The sequence below is a fragment of the Lentzea albida genome, assembly GCF_900111005.1.
Lineage (GTDB): Bacteria > Actinomycetota > Actinomycetes > Mycobacteriales > Pseudonocardiaceae > Lentzea > Lentzea albida.
The window spans coordinates 452,291-473,094 of the sequence record NZ_FOFV01000005.1; the positions used below are offsets into that span (position 1 = coordinate 452,291).

At 70.5% G+C, this 20,804-nt stretch carries 18 protein-coding genes and 2 rRNA genes; 3 read left to right on the forward strand and 17 right to left on the reverse strand.

Features of this window, described 5'->3' with window-relative positions:
- Position 1: 1 nt before the first annotated feature.
- The 7 genes from BMY74_RS16720 to BMY74_RS16750 all read right to left on the reverse strand — a co-directional run bounded on the left by BMY74_RS16720 (position 2) and on the right by BMY74_RS16750 (position 8,996).
- Positions 2 to 628: a response regulator transcription factor gene (locus tag BMY74_RS16720; protein ID WP_089916800.1), complete on the reverse strand. Its 627-nt coding sequence runs from the start codon at positions 626 to 628 to the stop codon at positions 2 to 4.
- Positions 625 to 1,776 carry a sensor histidine kinase gene (locus tag BMY74_RS16725; RefSeq protein WP_089916802.1) on the reverse strand — a complete coding sequence of 384 codons (1,152 nt, stop codon included), beginning with the start codon at positions 1,774 to 1,776 and terminating at the stop codon, positions 625 to 627. The genes BMY74_RS16720 and BMY74_RS16725 overlap by 4 nt, the downstream gene beginning before the upstream one ends.
- A gap of 26 nt (positions 1,777 to 1,802) precedes the next feature.
- A complete protein-coding gene (locus BMY74_RS16730; protein ID WP_342717090.1) occupies positions 1,803 to 3,434 on the reverse strand; it encodes an FAD-binding oxidoreductase in 1,632 nt (543 codons plus the stop codon).
- 697 nt (positions 3,435 to 4,131) lie between these two features.
- A complete protein-coding gene (locus BMY74_RS16735) occupies positions 4,132 to 6,021 on the reverse strand; it encodes an ABC transporter ATP-binding protein (RefSeq protein WP_089916805.1) in 1,890 nt (629 codons plus the stop codon).
- 90 nt (positions 6,022 to 6,111) lie between these two features.
- Complete coding sequence (locus tag BMY74_RS16740; RefSeq protein ID WP_089916807.1) at positions 6,112 to 6,924, reverse strand: enoyl-CoA hydratase/isomerase family protein; 813 nt, start codon at positions 6,922 to 6,924, stop codon at positions 6,112 to 6,114.
- Between the two features lie 59 nt (positions 6,925 to 6,983).
- Positions 6,984 to 7,193, reverse strand: coding sequence for a helix-turn-helix domain-containing protein (locus BMY74_RS16745; protein ID WP_030473247.1), 210 nt, complete (start codon positions 7,191 to 7,193; stop codon positions 6,984 to 6,986).
- Positions 7,194 to 7,367: 174 nt separating this feature from the next.
- Positions 7,368 to 8,996, reverse strand: coding sequence for an ABC-F family ATP-binding cassette domain-containing protein (locus BMY74_RS16750; RefSeq protein WP_089916810.1), 1,629 nt, complete (start codon positions 8,994 to 8,996; stop codon positions 7,368 to 7,370).
- A 148-nt stretch (positions 8,997 to 9,144) separates the two neighbouring features.
- Here BMY74_RS16750 and BMY74_RS16755 point away from each other — a divergent pair, with 148 nt between their 5' ends.
- The gene (locus tag BMY74_RS16755; RefSeq protein ID WP_089916812.1) at positions 9,145 to 9,909 is read left to right on the forward strand and encodes an SDR family oxidoreductase; all 765 of its coding nucleotides are present in this window, start codon (positions 9,145 to 9,147) and stop codon (positions 9,907 to 9,909) included.
- On the opposite strand, the gene BMY74_RS16760 is transcribed toward BMY74_RS16755, so the two are convergent.
- A complete protein-coding gene (locus tag BMY74_RS16760) occupies positions 9,906 to 10,781 on the reverse strand; it encodes a LysR family transcriptional regulator (protein ID WP_089916814.1) in 876 nt (291 codons plus the stop codon). The two genes, BMY74_RS16755 and BMY74_RS16760, sit on opposite strands and share 4 nt — an antisense overlap.
- Before the next feature lie 80 nt (positions 10,782 to 10,861).
- On the opposite strand from BMY74_RS16760, the gene BMY74_RS16765 reads away from it, so the two are divergent.
- The gene (locus tag BMY74_RS16765; RefSeq protein ID WP_245786172.1) at positions 10,862 to 11,752 is read left to right on the forward strand and encodes an EamA family transporter; all 891 of its coding nucleotides are present in this window, start codon (positions 10,862 to 10,864) and stop codon (positions 11,750 to 11,752) included.
- Here BMY74_RS16765 and BMY74_RS16770 read toward each other — a convergent pair.
- From BMY74_RS16770 to BMY74_RS16785, 5 genes are read right to left on the reverse strand one after another with little or no spacing between them, the layout of a single operon-like run.
- Positions 11,718 to 12,194, reverse strand: a complete 477-nt coding sequence (locus BMY74_RS16770; protein WP_177229778.1) for a GNAT family N-acetyltransferase — start codon at positions 12,192 to 12,194, stop codon at positions 11,718 to 11,720. The genes BMY74_RS16765 and BMY74_RS16770 overlap by 35 nt on opposite strands.
- Positions 12,195 to 12,212: 18 nt before the next feature.
- The gene (locus BMY74_RS16775) at positions 12,213 to 12,644 is read right to left on the reverse strand and encodes a hypothetical protein (protein ID WP_089916818.1); all 432 of its coding nucleotides are present in this window, start codon (positions 12,642 to 12,644) and stop codon (positions 12,213 to 12,215) included.
- The gene (locus BMY74_RS16780; protein WP_089916998.1) at positions 12,644 to 13,147 is read right to left on the reverse strand and encodes a SigE family RNA polymerase sigma factor; all 504 of its coding nucleotides are present in this window, start codon (positions 13,145 to 13,147) and stop codon (positions 12,644 to 12,646) included. Before BMY74_RS16780 ends, BMY74_RS16775 begins: the two co-directional genes overlap by 1 nt.
- A gap of 10 nt (positions 13,148 to 13,157) precedes the next feature.
- Positions 13,158 to 13,529: a hypothetical protein gene (locus tag BMY74_RS45080; protein ID WP_177229741.1), complete on the reverse strand. Its 372-nt coding sequence runs from the start codon at positions 13,527 to 13,529 to the stop codon at positions 13,158 to 13,160.
- 32 nt (positions 13,530 to 13,561) lie between these two features.
- Positions 13,562 to 14,242 carry an acVLRF1 family peptidyl-tRNA hydrolase gene (locus BMY74_RS16785; protein ID WP_089916820.1) on the reverse strand — a complete coding sequence of 227 codons (681 nt, stop codon included), beginning with the start codon at positions 14,240 to 14,242 and terminating at the stop codon, positions 13,562 to 13,564.
- Positions 14,243 to 14,506: 264 nt separating this feature from the next.
- Between BMY74_RS16785 and BMY74_RS16790 the strand changes: the two genes are divergently transcribed.
- Complete coding sequence (locus tag BMY74_RS16790; protein WP_089916823.1) at positions 14,507 to 15,487, forward strand: helix-turn-helix domain-containing protein; 981 nt, start codon at positions 14,507 to 14,509, stop codon at positions 15,485 to 15,487.
- A gap of 380 nt (positions 15,488 to 15,867) precedes the next feature.
- Here BMY74_RS16790 and BMY74_RS16795 read toward each other — a convergent pair whose 3' ends face one another.
- The 4 genes from BMY74_RS16795 to BMY74_RS16810 all read right to left on the reverse strand — a co-directional run.
- Positions 15,868 to 18,660 carry a S8 family serine peptidase gene (locus tag BMY74_RS16795; protein WP_245786174.1) on the reverse strand — a complete coding sequence of 931 codons (2,793 nt, stop codon included), beginning with the start codon at positions 18,658 to 18,660 and terminating at the stop codon, positions 15,868 to 15,870.
- Positions 18,661 to 18,806: 146 nt separating this feature from the next.
- Complete coding sequence (locus tag BMY74_RS16800; protein WP_089916825.1) at positions 18,807 to 20,348, reverse strand: deoxyguanosinetriphosphate triphosphohydrolase family protein; 1,542 nt, start codon at positions 20,346 to 20,348, stop codon at positions 18,807 to 18,809.
- Positions 20,349 to 20,465: 117 nt separating this feature from the next.
- A 5S ribosomal RNA gene (rrf, locus tag BMY74_RS16805) occupies positions 20,466 to 20,582 on the reverse strand.
- Positions 20,583 to 20,674: 92 nt separating this feature from the next.
- Positions 20,675 to 20,804 (reverse strand): 23S ribosomal RNA (locus BMY74_RS16810); the annotation flags it as partial.

Here is a 20,804-nt window from a genome sequence, read left to right on the forward strand (position 1 = left end):
CTCAGCGGTTCTCCCGCGGCACGATCAGCCCGCGGTGGAACGCCTCGGTGACGGCGGCCACCCGGTCGCCCACCTCCAGCTTGGCGTAGATGTTGAGCAGGTGCGATTTCACGGTGGCCTCGGTGATGAAGAGTCCCTTGGCCACGTCGCGGTTCGTCGCCCCACCGGCGACGAACCGCAGCACCTCCAGCTCACGCGGGCTGAGCACGGAGGCCGCCTCCGTGCGCACCCGTTTCATCAGCAACGCCGCCGCGGCGGGCGCCAGGACGGCCTCACCCCGCGCGGCGGCCCGGACCGCGCGCACGAGCTCGTCGCGCGGAGTGTCCTTGAGCAGGTAGCCGGTCGCGCCCGCCTCGATGGCCGACACCACGTCGTTGTCGTTGTCGTACGTGGTCAGCACGAGGACCTGCGTGGTGCCCGCCAGTTCCCTGGTCGCGGCCAGGCCGTCGGTGCCCGGCATGCGCAGGTCCATCAGCACGACGTCGGGCTCGAGGACCCTCGCGAGCCGCACCGCCTCGGCGCCGTCCCCCGCCTCCCCGACCACCTCGAAGCCGGGGTCCTGGGCGAACATGCTCAGCAGCCCGTCCCGGACGATCGGGTGGTCGTCGACGACCAGCACCTTGATCACGTTCTCGCCTCCACCGGCACGCGCGCGGACACGCCGGTGCCCGCGCCGATCTCCGACTCGACCTGCACCGTGCCCGCGAGCGCCTCGATCCGCTGCCTCATCGCCTCGAGCCCGAACCCGTCCGCCGCCGCCTCCTCGAACCCGCACCCGTCGTCGCGCACGTCCAGCGCCACCTCGTTCTCCAGGTAGGACAACGTGACCCCGACCCGGCCGGCCCGCGCGTGCCTCGCGACGTTCGCCAGCGCCTCCTGGGCCGCCCGCAGCAGGGCGACCTCGGCCTCCGGCGCGATCGCCCTGGCCTCACCGGTCGTGACGACCTGCACCGGGACGTCGTGCAACGCCGACCACTTCTCCGCGACTCCGCGCAACGCCTCGATCAACTGCTTGGTGCGCAACGGTTCGGGACGCAGTGCCTCCACGGACCGCCTCGTCTCGTCGAGGCTCTCCCTGGCGAGTTCGGTGGCGGCGGCGACGTGCCGCGGCCACGTCGTGGCGCCGGCCGCCCGGAGCTGGCTGATGATGCCGGTCAGCCCCTGCGCCAGCGTGTCGTGGATCTCGCGCGCCATCCGCTGGCGTTCATCGCGCACACCGGCCTCGCGGGCCCGCACGAGGAGCTGCTGCTGGAGAACCTCGTTCTCCGCCAACGACTCCGCGAGCCGCCGGTTCGCCTCACGGGCCTGGGCGAGCACCTGTTCCCGTTCCGCTTCCTGCTGCTCGGCCCGGCGCGCGACGAAGGCGTACACGACCATCGGCACGGCGTTGCCGGCCATGACGGCGATCCAGATGCCGACACCTGCGGCCGTGGACTTGTCGATCGCGTACGACTGCGCCGTGCCCGCCACCGCCGCGACGGCCGCCACTCCGACCGGTTGCCACGGAAAGGCCACCGTGCGGAACGTGTAGTAGTACGGCACCGGGGTGAGGAACCCGAACAACGGGTTCAGCACCACCAACGCCCCCGTCAGCACCGTCAGTCCGACAGCGAACACCCACGGCGGCGCGACTTTCGTCGTAGAGCCCACTGCGAGCCACGCCGCCGTGCACGCACACAGCACGAGCTCGGCGGGCTCCGGCCGTTGGTCGAGCAAGGTGGCGGCGGCCAGCAGCACCAACAAGACGTACGGCCACCGCGCTCCCGGAATGCTCATCGGCGTTCCTCCCCCGGTGCGAGAGCCTAGCCAGGTTGGATCGACAAGGCGTGCCTGAACACGTTGTGCGGGTCGTACTTCGCCTTGATCCGTTGCAATCGCGGGTAGTTGTCCTGGTAGTAGAGGCGCTGCGCGGACACGCCCGACGTGTTCCAGGCCGGGTCGGCGAGGTCGGCGTCGGCGTAGTTGATGTAGGAGCCGTCGTTGACCTCGTTGGGCACCGGCACACCACCCGTGGCGGCATACACGTCCCGATAGAGCGCGCGCACCCAAGCGAGGTTCGCCGCGTCCTCTTGTTCCTCGCTCCACACCGCCTGATAGACCGCCTTCATCACGACGTTCCGATTCGCGATCGCGGTCTCATGCGGCGCCAACGCGTTCGCCTGACCTCCGTACCCGATGAGCAACACACTCCCCTGCGCCCCTTCGGGCCCGGTGAGGTTGCGCCACAAGGCACCGCACTGCTCCACCGTGAACGCGCGGCGCAGGTACCCGGCCTTGATCTTGTACCGCCGCGTGAGCACGTCACCCGGCTCACCCGTGCCGGGCCACGTCATCTTGTGCAGCCACGGCACCGTCTTCCGCAACTCGAACACCGGCGTGAGCCCCTCACCGACCACGGCGACGAAGTCCGTCACCATCGCATCGACGTCCGGCAGGTCCGCGTCCGCCTGCACGGACAACATCACCACGCCACCGGCCGCGTGCTTGACCTCGAGCACCCCGTACAACCCGGTCTCCGGAGCCCCCGGCGCGCTGTTGCGCTCGTGCCACGTCCCGAAGTTGCGCAGCAGCCTGCCGAGCTTCTCCTCGGTGAGCTGCCCCCACTCCCAGAACACGACGTGCTGCAGCATGGTCCGCGGCATGGCCGGCAACGAGGCGTTCCTGCCCGGCGACCGCAACCAGTACTTCGTCACCACCCCGAAGTTCCCGCCCCCACCCCCGGTGTGCGCCCACCACAGGTCCCGGTGCGGATCCCCGTCCTCGCGGGTGGCGACCACGACCCGAGCCCGCCCGTCCTTCCCGACCACGACGACCTCAACGCCGTGGAGGTGGTCCACCACAGCCCCGTACCGCCGCGACAACGGCCCGTACCCACCACCCGCGATGTGCCCACCGGCCCCCACCTCAGGACACCCGCCGCCGGGGATCGTGACACCCCACCCGGCACAAAGCCCCTTGTAGACCTGCCCCAACGTCGCCCCCGGCCCCACCACGAAGGCGTTCCTCCCGGCGTCGAAGCCGACCTCGTCCATCCCGGACAGGTCGAGGAGCGTCCGGACCTCGGCGGACGCCGTCAGGTTCTCGAAGCAGTGCCCACCACTGCGCACAGCGAGCCGCCGCCCACCCCTCACCGCGTCGTCCACGGCACGCACGACCTGCTCGACCGACCCCGCGACCCGAATCTCGTCGGGCCGCCCGGCGAACCGGAAGTTGTTGCCGCGCAGGAGGTTCTCGTAGCGGACGTCGTGCGGCGGGATCCGCACCGCGGCCCCACCCGTGGCGGCCGCACGCCCTGTGACGGCCAACCCGGTCGCCACCGCACCGGCACCAGCGATCAGTGCCCGCCTGCTGACGTGCCCGCCCCCGGAGTCGCTCATCTCGTTCCTTTCCGCGTTGGTGTGCTCACCGTCGCGGATCGGGACCATCGGGGGCATCAGCCGATGACCTGGCTGGGAGGCTGAGAGCCGGACCAACCGATCGGCTGGGTCGCCCCCACCGGCGGTGGGCCGAGGCATGCCTGGCGGAGGGCGTTTTGGGGAAGTGCGTCCGGGACGGGCACGGCGTGAGGCATGGCGCGGGGCGGGGCGGCACTCCGCGCCACGCGGGACGGGACGCGTCGCGAAGCACGACACGAGGTGGCGCCAGGCACGGCACGAGGTGGAACGGGCGCAGCGCGCGGCACGGCACCGCGCAGGACGGAGCGCGGTCCCGCGGCGGGGACCCGGTGCGTGGCGAGGCGACACGCGGGCACGGCGCGTGGCGAGGCGACATGCGGGCACGGCGCGGTACGGAGCACAGTGCGTGGCAGGGGCGCGGTGCGTGGCGGGGGGCGCGGTGCGTGGCGGGGCGCCACGCGGGGCCGGCGCGGCGCGCGACGGAGCACGGTGCGTGGCAGGGGCGCGCTGCGCGGCGGGGAACGCGGTGCGTGGCAGGGCGCCACACGCGGCACGGCGCGAGGCAGAACGGGCGCAGCGCGCGGCACGGCACCACGCGGGACGGGATGCGGCGCGTGGCGGAGGCGCGGCGCAAGCCCGGCCGAGCGTTCAGCCCGACCTTCGCCGGTAGCCGCGGCACCCCACCACAGGCCTCAGGGTCAGGCCCCGACGCGCCCACCCACCACGACCGACCCCCTCAACGCCCCGGCGACACCTCCACCCGCGCACTGAACTTCGGCGTCGGCACGACCCCCACCACAGGCGGCTCGGCGAACTGGGTGTTGTACAGGTCCGCGTACCGCCCCTCCGCGGCCATCAGCTCGGCGTGCGTCCCGCGCTCCACGATCTCGCCGTGCTCCAGCACCAGGATCTGATCGGCGGCCCGGATGGTCGACAACCGGTGCGCGATCACCAACGAGGTCCGGCCCTGCAGCGCCTCGGTCAACGCCTCCTGCACGGCCGCCTCGGACTCCGAGTCCAGGTGCGCCGTGGCCTCGTCGAGGATCACCACCCGAGGCTTGGCCAGCAGCAGCCGCGCGATGGTCAGCCTCTGCCGCTCGCCACCGGACAGCCGGTAGCCGCGCTCGCCGACCACAGTGTCGAGCTGGTCCGGCAGCGACGTCACCAGCTCCAGCAGCCTCGCCCGGCGCAGCGCGTGCCACAACTCGTCGTCGCTCGCCCCGGGAGCCGCGTACTCCAGGTTGGCGCGGATGGTGTCGTGGAAGAGGTGCCCGTCCTGGGTGACCACGCCGACGGAGGACCGCAGGGCGTCGAACGACAGGTCGCGGACGTCCACACCGGACAGGAGCACCGAGCCGGAGTCGACGTCGTAGAGGCGTGGCACGAGCGAGGCCAGGGTCGACTTGCCGGCACCCGACGAGCCGACCAGCGCCACCAGCTGGCCGGCCTCGGCCTTGAAGCTGATGCCGTGCAGCACTTCCTCGCCGCCGCGGGTGTCCAAAGTGGCCACTGACTCCAGCGAGGCGAGCGACACCTTGTCCGCGGACGGGTAGGCGAAGCGGACGTCGGAGAACTCCACCGAGACGGGGCCCGCGGGCATGGGGCGGGCGTCCGGCTTCTCCTTGATCATCGGGTCGAGGTCGAGCACCTCGAAGACGCGCTCGAACGACACCAGCGCCGTCATCAGGTCGACGCGTGCGTTCGCCAGGGCCGTCAGCGGGGCGTACAGGCGGGTCAGCAGCAGCGCGAGTGACACGACGGCGCCCGCCGCCAGGTGGCCGGTCAGCGCCAGGTAGCCGCCCAGGCCGTAGACCAGGGCCTGCGCGAGCGCCGACACCAGGGTCAGGCCCGTCATGAACCAGCGGGTGGCCATGGCGGTCCGGATGCCGATGTCGCGGACCTTCGCGGCCTTCTCCGAGAACTCCTGCTCCTCGCGGGCGGGACGGCCGAAGAGCTTCACCAGCGTCGCGCCCGGCGCCGAGAAGCGCTCGGTCGACTGCGTGACCATCGACGCGTTCAGGGCGGAGGCCTCGCGCTGCATGTCCGCCATCCGGCGCCCCATCCGCTTGGCGGGCAGCACGAAGACGGGCAGCAGGACCAGGGCCAGCGCGGTGACCTGCCACGACAGCGTGAACATGACGCCCAGTGACAGCGCGAGCTGGATGATGTTCGTGACGAAGCCGGAGAGCGTGGACGTGAACGCGCGCTGGGCGCCGATCACGTCGTTGTTCAGGCGCGAGACGAGCGCACCGGTGCGCGTGCGCGTGAAGAACGCGACAGGCATCTTCTGCACGTGACCGAACACGGCACGACGCAGGTCGTAGATCAGGCCTTCACCGATGCGCGTCGACTGCCAGCGCTCGACCACGCCCAGACCGGCGTCGACCACGGCGATCGCGGCGATGGCCACCGCCAGCCACACCACCACGGACGGGACGGCGCCGCCGACGATCGCGTCGACCACCCGGCCGGCCAGCAGCGGCGTCGACACCGCGAGGACCGACGAGACGACCGTCAGCAGGAGGAACACGAACAGCTTCGCCCGATGTGGCCGGGCGAAGGTCAGCACGCGCCGGAAGGTCCCGCGGCGCACCTTGTCGGGTGCGTCCGAGGTGACCCCCATCATGAATCGCCAAGAGCTGTAACCGTCCACGCTGATAAGAACAGCACAGCGGTCTGACAATTCCGTCGAGAGCGGCTGGGAAGCCGACCGGGTTCAGCTTTGAGCGGACAGAGCCGCGAACGACTGCAGCCGGCGCAGCTGGGCGGCGCGCTCCAGGGCGAGCTGGGCGTCCGCCATCGGCGCCTCGGCGGCGGCCGCGATCAGCGCGAGCGTCTCGGAGACGGCTCCCGCGGCAGGCTTCAGCACGGCGGCCACCAACGAGTCGACGGCGTCGTCGAGCCCCTCACCGGGCACGACGTAGTTCGCGAGGCCGATCCGCAGCGACTCCTCCGCCGGCACCCGGCGGGAGGTCACGCACATCTCGGCCGCGCGCGAATACCCCACGAGACGCACCAACGGCAGCGTGCCGCCGAGGTCGGGCACGAGGCCCAGCCCGGTCTCGGCCATGCAGAACTGCGCGTCCTCGGCGAGCACGCGGAAGTCGCACGCCAGCGCCAACTGGAAACCCGCGCCGATGGCATGCCCTTGCACCGCGGCGATCGTCACGCGTGCGGGGTCGCGCAGCCAGGTGAACCCGGCCTGGTACGACGCGATCCGGGCGTCCGCCTCCTCGGGAGACAGCGCCAGGAGCGCACCGAGACCGCCGGGCTCGCCGTCGACGGGTTCACCGGTGAACATGCGCCGGTCCAACCCCGCCGAGAAGGCGCGGCCGGATCCCCGGACGACCACGACGCGGACGTCCGGGTCCAGCTGTTCACCGATGTGCCGCAACGCCTGCCACGTGGCCGGCGTCTGCGCGTTGAGCACGTCGGGACGATCGAGCGTGATGGTCGCGCGCGGCCCGGCGATCGCGAGCCGAACGCCACCGCGCTCGAGCACGCCAGCGTCGATGGAAGGCACTGGCATGATCGTTACCTCCGGCGGACTAGAAGCTAGTTACCGGAGAGTAGCAGTCTGGGTTCGGGCTACTTCTTCTTCGTCCGGGTGGCGCCACCGCGACCGCGCAGCGTGACCCCGGATTCCGAAAGAACCCGGTGCACGAAGCCGTAGGAACGCCCGGTGCTCTCGGCCAAAGCCCGGATGCTCGCGCCCTTTTCGTACTTCTTCTTCAGGTCAGCGGCCAGCTTGTCCCGCGTGGCGCCGGTGATCCGGGCACCCTTCTTCAGGTCAGCCACCTTGTCCCGCCTTCCGTACGAGCAGGTGGGCCGTTTGACGGCCCCTGTCGTCGCAATGATCGAACAGGAACCGGCAGAACGCCAGGTGATCAAGCAAAGAGATCGCCGAACGGTCGATTCGATCACACTCAGTTGATCACAGAACGCGCTCGGTAACCCTTTGAGGGGTGGAGATCACGCCAGCTGGACGAGGTCGAGGTAGTCCTCCGACCAGTGGTCCTCGGTGCCGTCGGGCAGCAGGATGACCCGCTCAGGCTCCAGCGCCTCGACCGCTCCGGGGTCGTGCGTCACGAGGACGACAGCGCCCTCGTAGCGCCGCAGCGCGTCGAGGACCTGCTCGCGCGAAGCCGGGTCGAGGTTGTTGGTCGGCTCGTCGAGCAGCAGCACGTTCGCCGCCGACGACACCAGACCGGCGAGCGCCAGTCGCGTCTTCTCGCCACCGGACAACGTGCCCGCGGGCTGGTCGAGCTGCTCACCGGTGAAGAGGAACGTGCCGAGCAACGACCGCAGCCGCTGCTCCTGCTCGTCCGGCGCCATGTGGCGGATGTTCTCCCACACCGACGCGTTGTGGTCGAGCGTCTCGTGCTCCTGCGCGAAGTAGCCGATCTTCAGGCCGTGACCGGGCACGACCTTGCCCGCGTCCATCTTCTCGCCGCCGCCCAGCAACCGCAGCAGCGTCGTCTTGCCGGCGCCGTTGAAACCGAGCACGACGACGCGGGAACCCTTGTCGATGGCCAGGTCCACGCCGGTGAAGATCTCCAGCGAGCCGTAGGACTTGCTCAGACCCTCTGCCATCAAAGGGGTCTTGCCGCACGGCGCGGGCGCCGGGAAGCTGATCTTCGCGACCTTGTCGCTCTGGCGCACGTCGTCGAGACCGTCGAGCAGCTTCTGCGCGCGCTTCGCCATGTTCTGCGCCGCAACGGCCTTCGTGGCCTTCGCGCCCATCTTGGCGGCCTGCGTCATCAGCGCGCCGGCCTTCTTCTCGGCGTTGGCGCGCTCACGGCGACGGCGCTTCTCGTCCGTCGCACGGGCTTCGAGGTACTTCTTCCAGCCGAGGTTGTAGATGTCGACCTCGCCGCGAATGGCGTCGAGGAACCACACCTTGTTCACGACGTCGTCGAGCAGCTCGACGTCGTGGGAGATCACGACGAGGCCGCCGTCGTGCGACTTGAGGAAGCCGCGCAGCCACGTGATCGAGTCGGCGTCGAGGTGGTTCGTGGGCTCGTCGATCAGCAGGATCGTGCTCGACTTCGCGCCGATGCCCGCCTCGGACGCGGCGAACAGGATGCGCGCCAGCTCCACGCGGCGGCGCTGACCACCGGACAGCGTGCTCAGCGGCTGTGCGAGAACGCGGTCCGGCAGGCCGAGGTTGGAGCAGATGCGCGCGGCCTCGGACTCCGCGGCGTACCCGCCGAGCCCGGCGAAGCGCTCCTCGAGCTTGCCGTACCTGGTGACGGCCTTGTCGAGCTCGTCGGGGTCGACCAGCTCGGACATCTTCGACTGGGCCTTCTCCATGTCGCGGAGCAGCTGGTCGAGGCCGCGCGCCGACAGCACCCGGTCCTTGGCGATGACCGACAGGTCGCCCTCGCGCGGGTCCTGCGGGAGGTAGCCGAGCTCGCCCTTGCGCGTGACGGAGCCGCCGTAGGGCTGGCCCTCGCCCGCGAGGACGCGCAGGGAGGTGGTCTTGCCGGCGCCGTTGCGGCCCACGAGGCCGATGCGGTCGCCGGGCTGGACGCGCAGGTTGGCGCCGCTCACGAGAATGCGTGAGCCCGCGCGCAACTCCATGTCAGTTGCGGTGATCAAGAGAAACTCCGGGTAGCTGCGAAAAAGCCGGGCATGACAAGGGATGGCACGTCCGGGTCGGCCTACTCCAGGAGGATCACGGGAACCATTCTACGGGATCACGACCATCGAATTTCCCACCTGTGGCGGGACGCATAGATTGCGCGGCATGAGCGAAGACTTCTCGGGCAGGGCCGCCCTGGTCACCGGCGCGTCCCGCGGCATCGGCTACGGCATCGCACGCGAGCTCCTGTCCCGCGGTGCGTCCGTCACGATCACGGGCCGCAAGGCAGACCAGCTCACCGAGGCGGCGAAGCAGCTGGAGGCGGACACGGGCGGCCGCGTGCTCCCCGTCCAGGGCAACGCGGGCGATGAGGCGTCGCGCGAGGAGGTCGTCGCGCGCACCGTCGAGGAGTTCGGCAGCCTCGACGTGCTGGTGAACAACACGGGCATCAACCCGCAGTTCGGCTTCCTGATGGACGCGGACCTGAACGCCGTGCGGAAGATCTTCGACGTCAACGTGGTGGCGACGCTCGGGTTCATCCAGCTCGCGTGGAAGGCCTGGATGGGCGAGCACGGCGGCGCGGTCGTGAACCTCGCGTCCATCGGCGGCATCCGGTCCACGGGCGTGATCGGCGCGTACGGCGCGTCCAAGGCGGCGTTGATCCGCCTCACCGAGGAACTCGCGTGGCAGCTCGGCCCGAAGGTGCGCGTGAACGCCGTCGCGCCCGCCGTGGTGAAGACGAAGTTCGCGGAGGCCCTGTACGTGGGCCGCGAGGAGGAGGCCGCGCAGCAGTACCCGATGAAGCGCCTCGGCACGCCTGAGGACGTCGCCTCTCTCGTGGCGTTCCTCTGCTCGGACGGCGCTTCGTGGATCACGGGTGAGACGGTGCGGGTGGACGGCGGGCTGCTGTCGACCGGCACCGCCGGTTAGTCCGGCACCACACCCAGGACGTCGAGGAACGCGGCCGTGGCCGGGGTCAGGCCGGCCGCGCTCCACACCAGGTGCTCGACGCGCGAAGGCCCGTCCACGACCGGCACGGTCACGACGCCGCTGAGCCGGGGCGTGTACCGCGACGGCAGCACGGCCACCGCGAGCCCCTCCCCGATCAGCCCGGCCATCAGCTCGGCGGTGCTCACCTCGAACGCCACCTCGCGGCGCAGCCCCGCCTTCTCGAAGGCCTGGTCGGCCTGCACCCGCCCCGGCGTCCGCGCCGGGAAGTCCGCGAACATCTCGCCCGCCAGCTCCTCCAGCGTCAGCTCGGGCCGCCGCGCGAGCGGGTGCGAGGGCGCCAGGACGGCCACGTGCTCGTCGCGCGCCAGCTCCCTGCCCCGCACGCCTTCCGGCCGCACGCCGAGCGGCAGCCCGAGGAACGCGAGGTCGAGGGCGCCGTCGCGCACCTGCTTCACCATGTCGAGGCTCGACAGCATCTTCAACGCAACCTTGACCTGCGGATACCGTTCGCGGAACACCTTCAGCGCGGCGGGCAGGTCCACGGCGGCGACGGTCGGGATCACGCCGACGACCACCCGCCCGCGCACCTCCCCCACCGCCGCGGCGACCTCGGCCGCCGCCCGTTCCGCGAAGTCGAGGCACTGGCGCGCGGCCGGCAGGAACGCCGCCCCGGCCGGGGTCAGCCGCACGCTGCGGCTCGTGCGGTCGAACAGGCGCGCGCCCAGGGACCGTTCGAGGCGGGCGATCTGGTGGCTCAGCGCCGACTGCACGACCAGGCACTGCCGCGCCGCCTTGGTGAAACTGCCGGTCTCGGCGACGGCGACGACGTACCGCATCTGCTGGAGCTCCACTCCACCCATCTTGAATCACGATGGATTGGATGAAAAGCATGTGTTGGACTCATTGATCGGGTCGCCGAACACTGGACGACGTGAGAAACACCGATCTGTCCCGCACCGCGCTCGCGGCGTTCGCACCGGTGGTCTGGGGCTCGACCTACGTGGTCACGACCGAGCTGCTGCCGGTGGGCCACCCGCTGTTCGCGGGCCTGCTGCGCGCGCTGCCCGCGGGCCTGGTCGCGCTGGCGCTCACCAGGACGCTGCCCCGGGGCACCTGGTGGGCCAAGGCGGCCGCGCTGGGCGTGCTCAACATCGGGCTGTTCTTCCCGTTCCTTTTCGTCGCCGCCGAACGCCTGCCGGGCGGTGTCGCGGCCACCCTGGGCGCCGCACAGCCGCTCGTGGTGGCGTTGCTGGCGGTCGGGGTGCTCAAGGAGAACCCGTCCGCGTGGCGGCTCGCCTGGGGCGTCGTGGGGGTGCTGGGGGTCGGGCTCGTGGTGCTCGGGCCGGCGGCGGGCTTCGACCTCGTCGGTGTGCTGGCGGGGCTGGGCGGCGCCGCGACCATGGCGCTCGGCGTGACGCTGACGAAGAAGTGGGGCAGGCCCGCCGGTGTGGGCCCGACGGCGTTCGCGGGCTGGCAGCTCACGGCGGGTGGGCTGTTCCTGGTCCCCGTGACGTTCCTGGTCGAGGGCGCACCACCTGCCATCGGCCCCACCGCCGTGCTCGGCTACCTGTGGCTCGGCGGTGTCGGCGGTCTGCTCGCCTACGTCCTGTGGTTCCGCGCGATCACCACGCTGCCGGTCGCGTCCGTGTCGATGCTCGGCCTGCTGTCCCCGATGGTCGCCGCGCTGCTCGGTGTCGTGGTGCTCGGCCAGACGCTGGACCTCTCGCAGCTCACCGGTTTCGCACTCGCCCTCGCCGCGATCGTGGCGAGCCAGCGGCCCTCACCGCTCACGGCCGCGACCCGAGCTCCAGCCGCAGGATGACCTCGCCGTCCTCGTCGGTCTCGCCGGTGGGCACGAACCCGAACCCGCGGTAGAACGGCTCGGGCGAGCCCTCCCCCGGCACGCAGCTCGTGAGCAGTTCGGTGGCTCCCGCGGCCCGCAGCAGCGCCACGACCTCGTTCAGGATCGCCCTGCCGTACCCGCGCCCCTGGTGCTCGGCGTCCACGAGCAGGCGCCACAGGAAGAACGGCCCGAGCAGGCCCGGTCCCGGCACGAGGTCCCAGCACAGCATCACGAACCCGACCGGCGTGTCGCCGTCGCAGACCGCGCGGAACCACGGTTTCGCCTCGGGGTTCTCCCGCGCGTCCTGGAATGACCTCTCGACGGACGCCACGAACCGCTCCTGCGAGGGGTGCACGCGCAGGGCGACCACGGCGTCGCGGTTCGCGTCGGTGATCTCGACCAGGCGGATCTGAGCGCTCATGGCCCCCGATTGTGCCGTTCAGCGCGACGTGGAGGGTGCGATCGGCTGTCCCGGGGACGACGTCGGGTTGTTCGTGACGGCCACCGGTGTCGTGTTCGACGGCGCCGACTTCGGGGGTTCGCCGGACGGCGAGGTGCTCACCGGCGCGGACGTCGCCGGCGTCGGCGCGGTGGACTCCGGCGGCGAGGGGTCCGACGGCACCGGCGAGGTGGTAGTCGGCGACGGTCCGGGTGTCGCGGGTTCCACCGGGGCCTGCCCCGGCAGCACGGCGAGTGCCACCGCCACGACCACCACGGTCGCCAGCCCGCTGCCCACGACGGCGATCGCGCGCCGCCGGGTCCGCACCTTCTCGCCGCGCGAGATCAGGTCGGCGGCCGTGACGGCACGCGGCGGCGCCTCTTCCTGGTGCAGAGCGGAGAAAGCCGCCCTCAGGTCGTCCTCGCGAACCATCACACCTCCAGCCTCAGATGGTCGAACTCCGGCCCCAGCCTGCGCCGCAACGACTCCAGGCCCTTGCTGGTCTGCGACTTCACCGTGCCCGTCGAGCAGTTCAGCGCCGCCGCCGCGTCCTCGACGCTCAGATCGTGCCAAAAGCGCAGCACGAGGACCGCGCGCTGCCGTGCGGCGACCGAGTTGAGCGCCTGCCACACGACGAGCCTGTCCTCCGCCCCGGGGACGGAGGACAGGCCCTCTGGGGGCGCGTCGGTCAGCTTCTCCCTGCGCCACCGCACCTTGCGGCGTTCGGCGAGGAACGTCCGCACGACGATCTGGCGCAGGTACGGCTCGAGCCCCGACCGGTCCGCGAGTTTCGGACCGGCCAGGTACAGCTTCAAGAACGCCGACTGCATGACGTCCTCCGCCTCGTGCCAGTTGCCGCACAGCAGGAACGCCGTGAAGCGCATCGAGTCGGCGCACCGGTCGAAGCAGTCGGTGAACTCGGCCTCCCAGTTCAGCGGTGGCTCCTTACCGTGCCGGCGTCGTGGCGACCGGCGACGTCGTCGGGGTCTTCGTGTTCTCGGGTGGCGTCGCGACCGGGGCCGTCGTCGGGACCGGGGGCGAGGTCTGGATCGGGTAGCTGGCCGGAGGCGTCGTCGCGACCGGCGGCCGCGACGTGGTGGGGGCGGGCGGCTGCGAGACCGGCGGCGTGGTCGCGAGCGGCGACGTCGACGGCACCGGGGCAGGCGGCGTCGTCGCGATCGGGGTGGGCGGCTGCGGAGCCGAGGTCGTGGGCAGGGGCGCGGTCTCGCCGCCACCGCTCAGCGCGAGGGCGGGCACCGCGATGCCGACGGCACCCAGCGCGACCGCTCCGGCCACGATCACCATTCGTTTGCGCACTTGCAGCTCCAGCAGGATCGGTGGCGCCAGGATCAGGCGCCCTCACCCGTATCCATGTGGCCGGGCCCGCGTCCGGTTGCCACTGTGTCCTGGATCACGATCTCGACGCATCGGGCCCGTTCCGCGGCCTCGTCGAGCACCGAACGCCGTGGTTCGGGCACGTCCAGGACGCGGTCCTCCGCCAGGGAGAAGACGCCGGAGAGCCTGCGGTCGTTGCGCAGGACGTCGAGCGCCTGCCAGTCGCCGCCGAGCACCACACCGTCGAGTTCGGCGAGCCGCGGGACGAGCACCCTCGCGACGTCGTCCGCCGCGGCCTGCAGCGCGACCCTGGCCTGCCCCTCCCGCCGACGCGCGAACCGCTGCTGCGACCAGCCACCCGCCCGGATGCGGCCGTGGACCTGCTTGCGGTCGGTGGTCGAGACCTCGACCCTGCCGCCGAACGCCACCCCGACGCTGTGACCACCGAGCCGCACGAGGACCAAGCCGATCCTGCGGGGCTCGGTCAACTTTTCAATCACCTCTCCTACAGAGGTACCGCCCCGAGTGCGGAACGTGGCGGTCGCGCCGTCCTCCGCGGAGACGACGACGTGGCTCTCTGTGACGTGCGTCTCGACGGCGCCGTGCCGGTCCGCGAACCTGCGGATCCAACCCTCGACCCGCTCCGGCTCGACCTCGACCGCCCGCCCACCGGGAACCTGCCGGACCCGGCTCATGCGAACTCCCACATCGCGGGAACAGCGCCCTGGATGCGCGGAACGCCAGACTCGGTCACCGTGCACACACTAGAACCACGTAGACACGGGCGGTGAACGCACGAACAAGTTACCGATGGGTTCGCTACGCTTGACAGATGAGTCTCGAAAGCGTGAACTCATCAACCGTATGGATTAACCATTGACTCCATCCGGCTCCGACCAGCGATGTTCACGGACGGGTAGGGTCACTGGGGCGTGATCTTATGACAGCGGGGAGTCACCATGACGACTGCTGCCGGTCGACCAACACTGACCGTCGACGACACGGACTCGACGGGCCACGGCAGCCTTACGCAACTCTTGACGACGGGACCGTTCCCCGAAGCGTTGAGGGCGGCGATCAAGGCGAGCCGACTCAGTCTCGACCGCATCCAGCACCGGTTGGCACTGCGTGGCGTGACCATCAGCGTCGCGACGCTCAGCTACTGGCAGTCAGGACGGCGAAGGCCTGAACGACCTGAGTCACTGGAGGCGCTGCGGCACCTCGAGTCGGTCTTGGGCGTGCCTCAGTCGGGCCTGTCGGCGCTGCTCGGACCGCCTCGCCCGCGAGGCCGCCGCTGCCGCCCGACGACGATGATGCCGATCGACGCCCTCTGGGCGCGCCGCGAGCGGGTCGCGAACCTGCTCTCGAAGGTCGACACGTCGTCCGACCTGAAGCTGGGCCGGATCAGCCAGCACGACCGCATCGAGATCTCTGCCGACGGCGGGCAGAAATCAGTGTGGGTGCGCCAGATCCTGCGCGCCGAGCAGGACGGCCCCGACCGGTGGGCGCTCGTGTTCGAGACCGAGGAGAGCGACGTGCTCCCCGAGATCACGAACGTGCGCAACTGCCACCTGGGCCGCATCGCCCGCGACCACGAGGCCAACATCATGGTCGCGGAGATGATGTTCGAACGCCCGCTCACCCGCGGCGAGACCCTCATCATGGAATACCAGCTGGTGTTCCCCGAGGGCCACGCCCCCAAGGGCAACAACACGTTCGCGCGCAAGTTCCGCCTCCCGGTCCGCGAGTACGTCATCGAGGTCCGCTTCGACGAGACGAACCTCCCGTCCCGCGTGCAGCAGTACAGCGTGCCCGCGGGCGACGAGACCCCGTCCCGCCGCCGCAACCTCACCCTGGACTCGGGCGGCGGCGTGCACGCCGTGGCACTCGGGTTCGGTCCGGGCGTGTTCGGCATCCGCTGGGAGTGGCCGAACCGCTAGAGCGGTGGCATCAGACGTGTGAGGGGCGCTTCCCGGTCGGGGAGGCGCCCCTTTCGCCGTTCGCGGGCAGGGAGGTGGTGGCCGGACGTCTGGGGACGGCGAGGCGGGCCAGGGCGGGGCCGGGCGAAGCCGAAGGCGAGCCACCCTGCCCCCAAAGCAATGGCGAAGCCGAGGCGTCCCTACCTCGCCCTCCCGAGCAAGCGGTGGTGACCCGGCCCCAATCGCGATCGTCGCGAAGCGGCGATGACCGGCACCGGCTCGTCAAAGCCCATGCAACCACCCTCGCAAGGTGACGTGACCGCACGCCAGCCGACCCCGCACATGCCCAAAAGGAAAGGCCCCCGGCCAAAAGCCGGGGGCCTCCCACCACTCTCAGCTCATCACACCCAACCGGCCACGCTCAGCGTCACCGAACGCAGCGAACCGCGGTCGGTGCCCACCACGTCGGCCACCTTGAACACCCAGGTGCCGTCAGCCGGGTCCGCCGTCAGCCCGGACAGGGCCGAGCCCGCCTTCCACGAGCCGGTGAACGGCGCCTGAGCGCTGGACACGCCCGAGAACGGCAGCGTGGCGTCGTCGGTGAAGACGGCCTGGCAGATGTTGTTGCCGGTGCCGCCCGCACGCGAGAACAGCGTCACGGTCTTGCCCGCCGGGGAGGTGAGCGTGCCCACCAGGTCGCCGACGAACGTGTGGTCGATGCCGACCGTGGTCGAGCCCTCGGTGGCCGAGCACGCGGAGCCGTCCACGGAGAACTTCAGGTTCGACGCGGCGCCGACGCCCGTGACGGGCAGCGAGACCGAGACGCCGGTCTGGTCGTTGTCCGGGATGGCGATCGGTGCGCCCGTGTACGCGAAGGTCTTGAACTCGCGCGACGGCTCACCCACGCGGAGCGTGAACGAGGTCGTCGTGGGCGACGTGGCACCCGCGTAGGTCACGCGGGCGTCGAGCTTGACCGCCGAACCGAGTCCGGCGGAGGCCGGCACGGTCACCTTGTAGGTGTTGCTGACGGTCTGGCCCGGGTCGATGTTGCCGTAGTACTTGGAACGCGGCGCGATGGTCACGCCGGCGGACGTCGTCGACAGCACGACCGAGGTCGACGCGGCCGAGCCGTCACCGTTGTTGGCCACCGGCAGCGTCACCGTGGAGGTGGTGCCGGGCTTGAGGAAAGCGCTTCCGTCGGCGTCGTTGACGATCGTCGGCTTCTGCGCGCGTGCCAGTGCCTGCGGCGAGGCGCCCGTGTAGGCGAGGGCGCGGTCGGCCATCACGATGCCGGCACCGGTGCGGTTGTCCACACCGGACTCGACGATGTCGATCGCCGTGGTGACAAGGGCTTCCTTGACCTCGGCGGGCGTCAGCGTCGGGTTGCCGGACAGGATGAGGCCGGCGATCGCGGCGGCGTTCGGGGCCGAGGCGGACGTGCCGAAGAACGGCGCGAAGCCCGGCACCGAGGTGGTGACACCGTCGGCCGCGGTGAGGTCCGGCTTCTGCCGGGTCTCGGCGAGCGGGGTGCCGTCCGGCGCGAAGAACGTCTTGCGCGGGCCGTCGGAGGTGAAGCGCTCCGGCTTCTGCGCACTGGTGAACGCGCCGGGGTACGGGCCGCTCGGGTTGGCCGGGTCGCCGGGCTCGAGGTCGAACGGCAGAGCGCCCGCGGCGGGTGCGGCCGCGACCGAGATCGCGCCCTTGGCCGCCGAGTGGCCGCGCGTGGTGCCGGGGGTGACGTACTTCTTCAGGCCGTCGTTGGTGTCGGCGAAACGGCCGCCGAACAGCGACAACGCGAAGTACTTGTCCTCACCTCGGTACCGCACGACCGCGAGGCGCGTCCCCGTCGAGCTCGACGGGGTGTTGATGCGCTCGTACGGGTCCTGGGCGCCGTCCTGGTTGTTCTGGCTGAAGGTGACAACGTTGCCTTGGGCGTTGACCAGGTACAGGTCGTAGTCGTTGGCCGACTGCCCCAGCGGGTCGGCCCAGTGCAGCACCACGGGGGTGTCGCCCGAGAAGTTCGACAGCGGGTTGAACAGCTGCTTCTGGTTCGGGTCCGGGTTGAAGTCGTGCGCGGAGCCCGCGAACTTGCCGATGCCCACGCCCGAGTCGACGAACTCGCCCTCGTAGTGGCCGGAGGTGCCGTCGGCGACGTTGCCCTGGTTGCCGGCGCTCGAGAAGAACAGGGCGCCGTCGGCGACGACCGCGTCCACGGCGCGCGCGATGATGCCGTCCTGGAACGGCGACTCGTTGAAGTAGATGACGTCGTCGACGATGACGTCGCAGCCGAGGTCGAAGCGCAGCTTCTTGATGTTGTCCGCGAAGCTCGCGTCGCCGTTGAACGCCGTGGCGAAGCCGAGTTCGGCGTTCGGCGCGATGTCGTGCAGGATCTCGAGCATCGCGGTGCCCTCGTCACCGGAGCCCGCCTGACCGGTCAGCACGTCGACGGCCGGCAGCTCGCCCGAGGCCTGCGACACGGCCAGCGAGCTCACACCGTCCGACAGCGCGCAGAGCTTCGTGCCGACACCGGTCACGCGGAACGACCCGCGCGCGGCCTCGGCGTTGTGCGCCTTGTCGCTCTCGGCGACCTTCGCGGCCTGGACGGAGAGGGTCTTCTCCGACAGGCGGCGCTCGATCTCCGCAGCCTTGTCCTCTTTGGACGGAGCCTGCTTGCGGGCCTTGGTGTCCCGCTTGTTCTTGACGTCCTGCGTCATCGCGTCGCTGCCGGGCTCGACGCGTGCCACGTCGGAGCGACCGGCGATCTCGGCGATCTTCGAGACCGGGACCTCGGCGCGCACGGTGCGGTGCTCGGAGGAGACCGCCCGGATCTGCCCGCCCGCCGCGCGGACAGCGTTGACCAGGTCCTCGGAGTACTGCTTGGCGCGGATGTCCACGAGCGTCGTGGCCTTCGGCGTCACGGCGACGCCGGTCTGCACCTGCGGGAGGGCGCTGGTCGTGGCGGCCGAGACGCGCTTGCGCGCCTCCACGACGAGAGCGCTGTCCACCTTGGACTCAGCAGGGGTGAGCGACTTCTTGATGCTCTGCAGCGCGGCGATCTGCGCTGCCGTGCGGTCGTTGATGGTCTTGGACGCCTTGCCCGGATCCGCGGACGCCGGCGTGACGGCGGTGAGTGCGGCCAGAAGAACTGCGGTGCCTGCGGTGACTAACGTCGTGCCTCTTCGAGATCGGCGCACAGGGTTTCTCCCCCGAACGTTGGCGTGCCCCCGAGCACGCGGCCTGCGACCGGAGATTCCCGGTCGAGGCGCCAACGTATGGTGCCTGCCTGATCACAGTCAGCATCCGATTGGGCTACTTCTCACTTAGCAGACACAATCACACTTCACAGAACAAAAGCGTCAGTCCACAACTGACCGGTTCGCCCGGAAAGTGCTTCCAGCAGAGCGGCCGCCTGGTTGTCGGTGAGGGACGCCACGAAGTCCACCACCGCGCGCCCGCGAGCCAATCCCCTGACCACGTCAGGCCCGACGTGCGGATCACCGGCCGCACCGACCAATGTGGACGGCTCCGTCCGGGCGAGCGCCGCGTACTCCGTTTCGGCCAGCTCGACGAGGTCGTGCAGCCTGCGCGGCAAGCGATCCGCCTCCGCCCGGTCGGTCACCCACTGCTCCAAAGCGTCCACCAGGGAGCCGAGCAGACGCGCCTGTCCACGTTGGTGCAACGCCAGATCCGGGCGCAGCAACACGAAGCGGCGGTGGACGAACTTCAACACCTGCACCTCGTGCCACTGCTGGACCGCCAGCACCACGTGGCCGGACCGCGGCGTCGGCTCCTCGATCACGCCGACCGCGTCGACGAGCCTGCGCGTCCACCGCGCGCTGAACCCGGCCACCGCCTGTTCGGCCTCCACGGATCCGTCGAACGGCACCGCGAGCAGTCCGTCCACCAGCTCCTTGCCGACCTTGCGGACGGCCAGCGCGAACGCCTCGTCGCTCATCACCCACGAGTCCTTGAGGTGCATGCGCCGGCGCAACGTCTCGAGCGACCGCCCCGGCATCCGGATCTCGGCGCTCAGCTCGGCGTCGCTCAGCGCGGCGAGGTCGAGCGCCTGCGCCTGCCACGTCCCGAGCTCGGCGGCGACCGTCGCGTGCTGCAGCACGCCGACGCGGTGGAAGTCCTCCAGGTCGTGGATCGCGTACGCGATGTCGTCCGCGGTGTCCATGACGCTCGCCTCGACGGTCTGCTGCCACGACTCGATGCGCCCGTCGAACGGCTCGCGCGCCTGTCGCAGGTCGTTGATCTCCGTGACGTACGCGGAGAACTTCGAGCTGCCGGTGCCCGGCATGTCGTCGGGCTCGGCCGCACCACGCGGCGCGACCGCGAGACCGAGCGGCTGATGACGGGTCCACGGGTACTTCAGCATCGCCGCCCGCACCGCGACCGTGAGGTCGAGACCGAGCGCCTTGGGACCGCGGACGTCCGTGGTCGTGATGATGCGGAACGACTGCGCGTTGCCCTCGAACCCGTCCGGCAGGCCGAACCGGTGGCGGGCCAGCCTGTCGAGCACCTGCTCCCCCAGGTGACCGAACGGCGGGTGCCCCAAGTCGTGAGCGAGAGCGGCGGCCTCCACGACGTCCGGATCACAGCCTCCGAGCTTCTCCAGCACCGCGGTGAGCTCCGGGCGGCCGGTGAGGCGTTCGGCGATGGCACGGGCCGCCTGGGCGACCTTGAGGCTGTGGGTGAGGCGGTTGTGCACGAGCAGGCCTGAGCCCGTGGAGCTGACGACCTGGGTGACCCCGCCGAGCCGCGCGAAGAACGGTGAGCTCGCGACGCGGTCGCGGTCGACCCGGAACGGGTTCGTGGCGAGGTCGGCGGTCCTGCCCACGCCGGCCGACCGACGGGCGGAGCGTTGCTCGTTGTGCATGCTCAGACGGTATACCGCGCTGCCCGGAACTCCTCGAAGGCGTAGGCGGCGACAACACGAAAATGCCCCCGCGGGGAGCGCTCTCGGCGCTCGACCCACGGGGGTATCTCGGAAGAAGTTCGGCGGCGACCTACTCTCCCACACCGTAACCAGTGCAGTACCATCGGCGCAGAAGGGCTTAACTACCGGGTTCGGAATGGGACCGGGTGTTTCCCCAACGCTATAACCACCGAAACACTATGGAAATGTACAACCAGAGCCCTGTTCGAGCTCTCGATCGGTTCTGGTTGTTCTTCCAGAACCGCACAGTGGATGCGTAGCGTCTTTGTAACAAGTCCTCGGCCTATTAGTACCAGTCAGCTCCAACCGTTACCGGTCTTCCACCTCTGGCCTATCAACCCAGTGGTCTAGCTGGGGGCCTTAACCCACAAAGGGTGGGATACCTCATCTTGGAAC

Bases quoted from the DNA above. Each gene is read 5' to 3' on its own strand.
- BMY74_RS16730 (WP_342717090.1), bottom strand. From the start codon at position 3,434: ATGCCCCCGATGGTCCCGATCCGCGACGGTGAGCACACCAACGCGGAA.
- BMY74_RS16775 (WP_089916818.1), bottom strand. From the start codon at position 12,644: ATGGTTCGCGAGGACGACCTGAGGGCGGCTTTCTCCGCTCTGCACCAG.
- BMY74_RS16735 (WP_089916805.1), bottom strand. From the start codon at position 6,021: ATGATGGGGGTCACCTCGGACGCACCCGACAAGGTGCGCCGCGGGACC.
- BMY74_RS16740 (WP_089916807.1), bottom strand. From the start codon at position 6,924: ATGCCAGTGCCTTCCATCGACGCTGGCGTGCTCGAGCGCGGTGGCGTT.
- BMY74_RS16770 (WP_177229778.1), bottom strand. From the start codon at position 12,194: ATGAGCGCTCAGATCCGCCTGGTCGAGATCACCGACGCGAACCGCGAC.
- BMY74_RS16800 (WP_089916825.1), bottom strand. From the start codon at position 20,348: ATGCACAACGAGCAACGCTCCGCCCGTCGGTCGGCCGGCGTGGGCAGG.
- BMY74_RS16725 (WP_089916802.1), bottom strand. From the start codon at position 1,776: ATGAGCATTCCGGGAGCGCGGTGGCCGTACGTCTTGTTGGTGCTGCTG.
- BMY74_RS16785 (WP_089916820.1), bottom strand. From the start codon at position 14,242: ATGAGCCGGGTCCGGCAGGTTCCCGGTGGGCGGGCGGTCGAGGTCGAG.
- BMY74_RS16755 (WP_089916812.1), top strand. From the start codon at position 9,145: ATGAGCGAAGACTTCTCGGGCAGGGCCGCCCTGGTCACCGGCGCGTCC.
- BMY74_RS16790 (WP_089916823.1), top strand. From the start codon at position 14,507: ATGACGACTGCTGCCGGTCGACCAACACTGACCGTCGACGACACGGAC.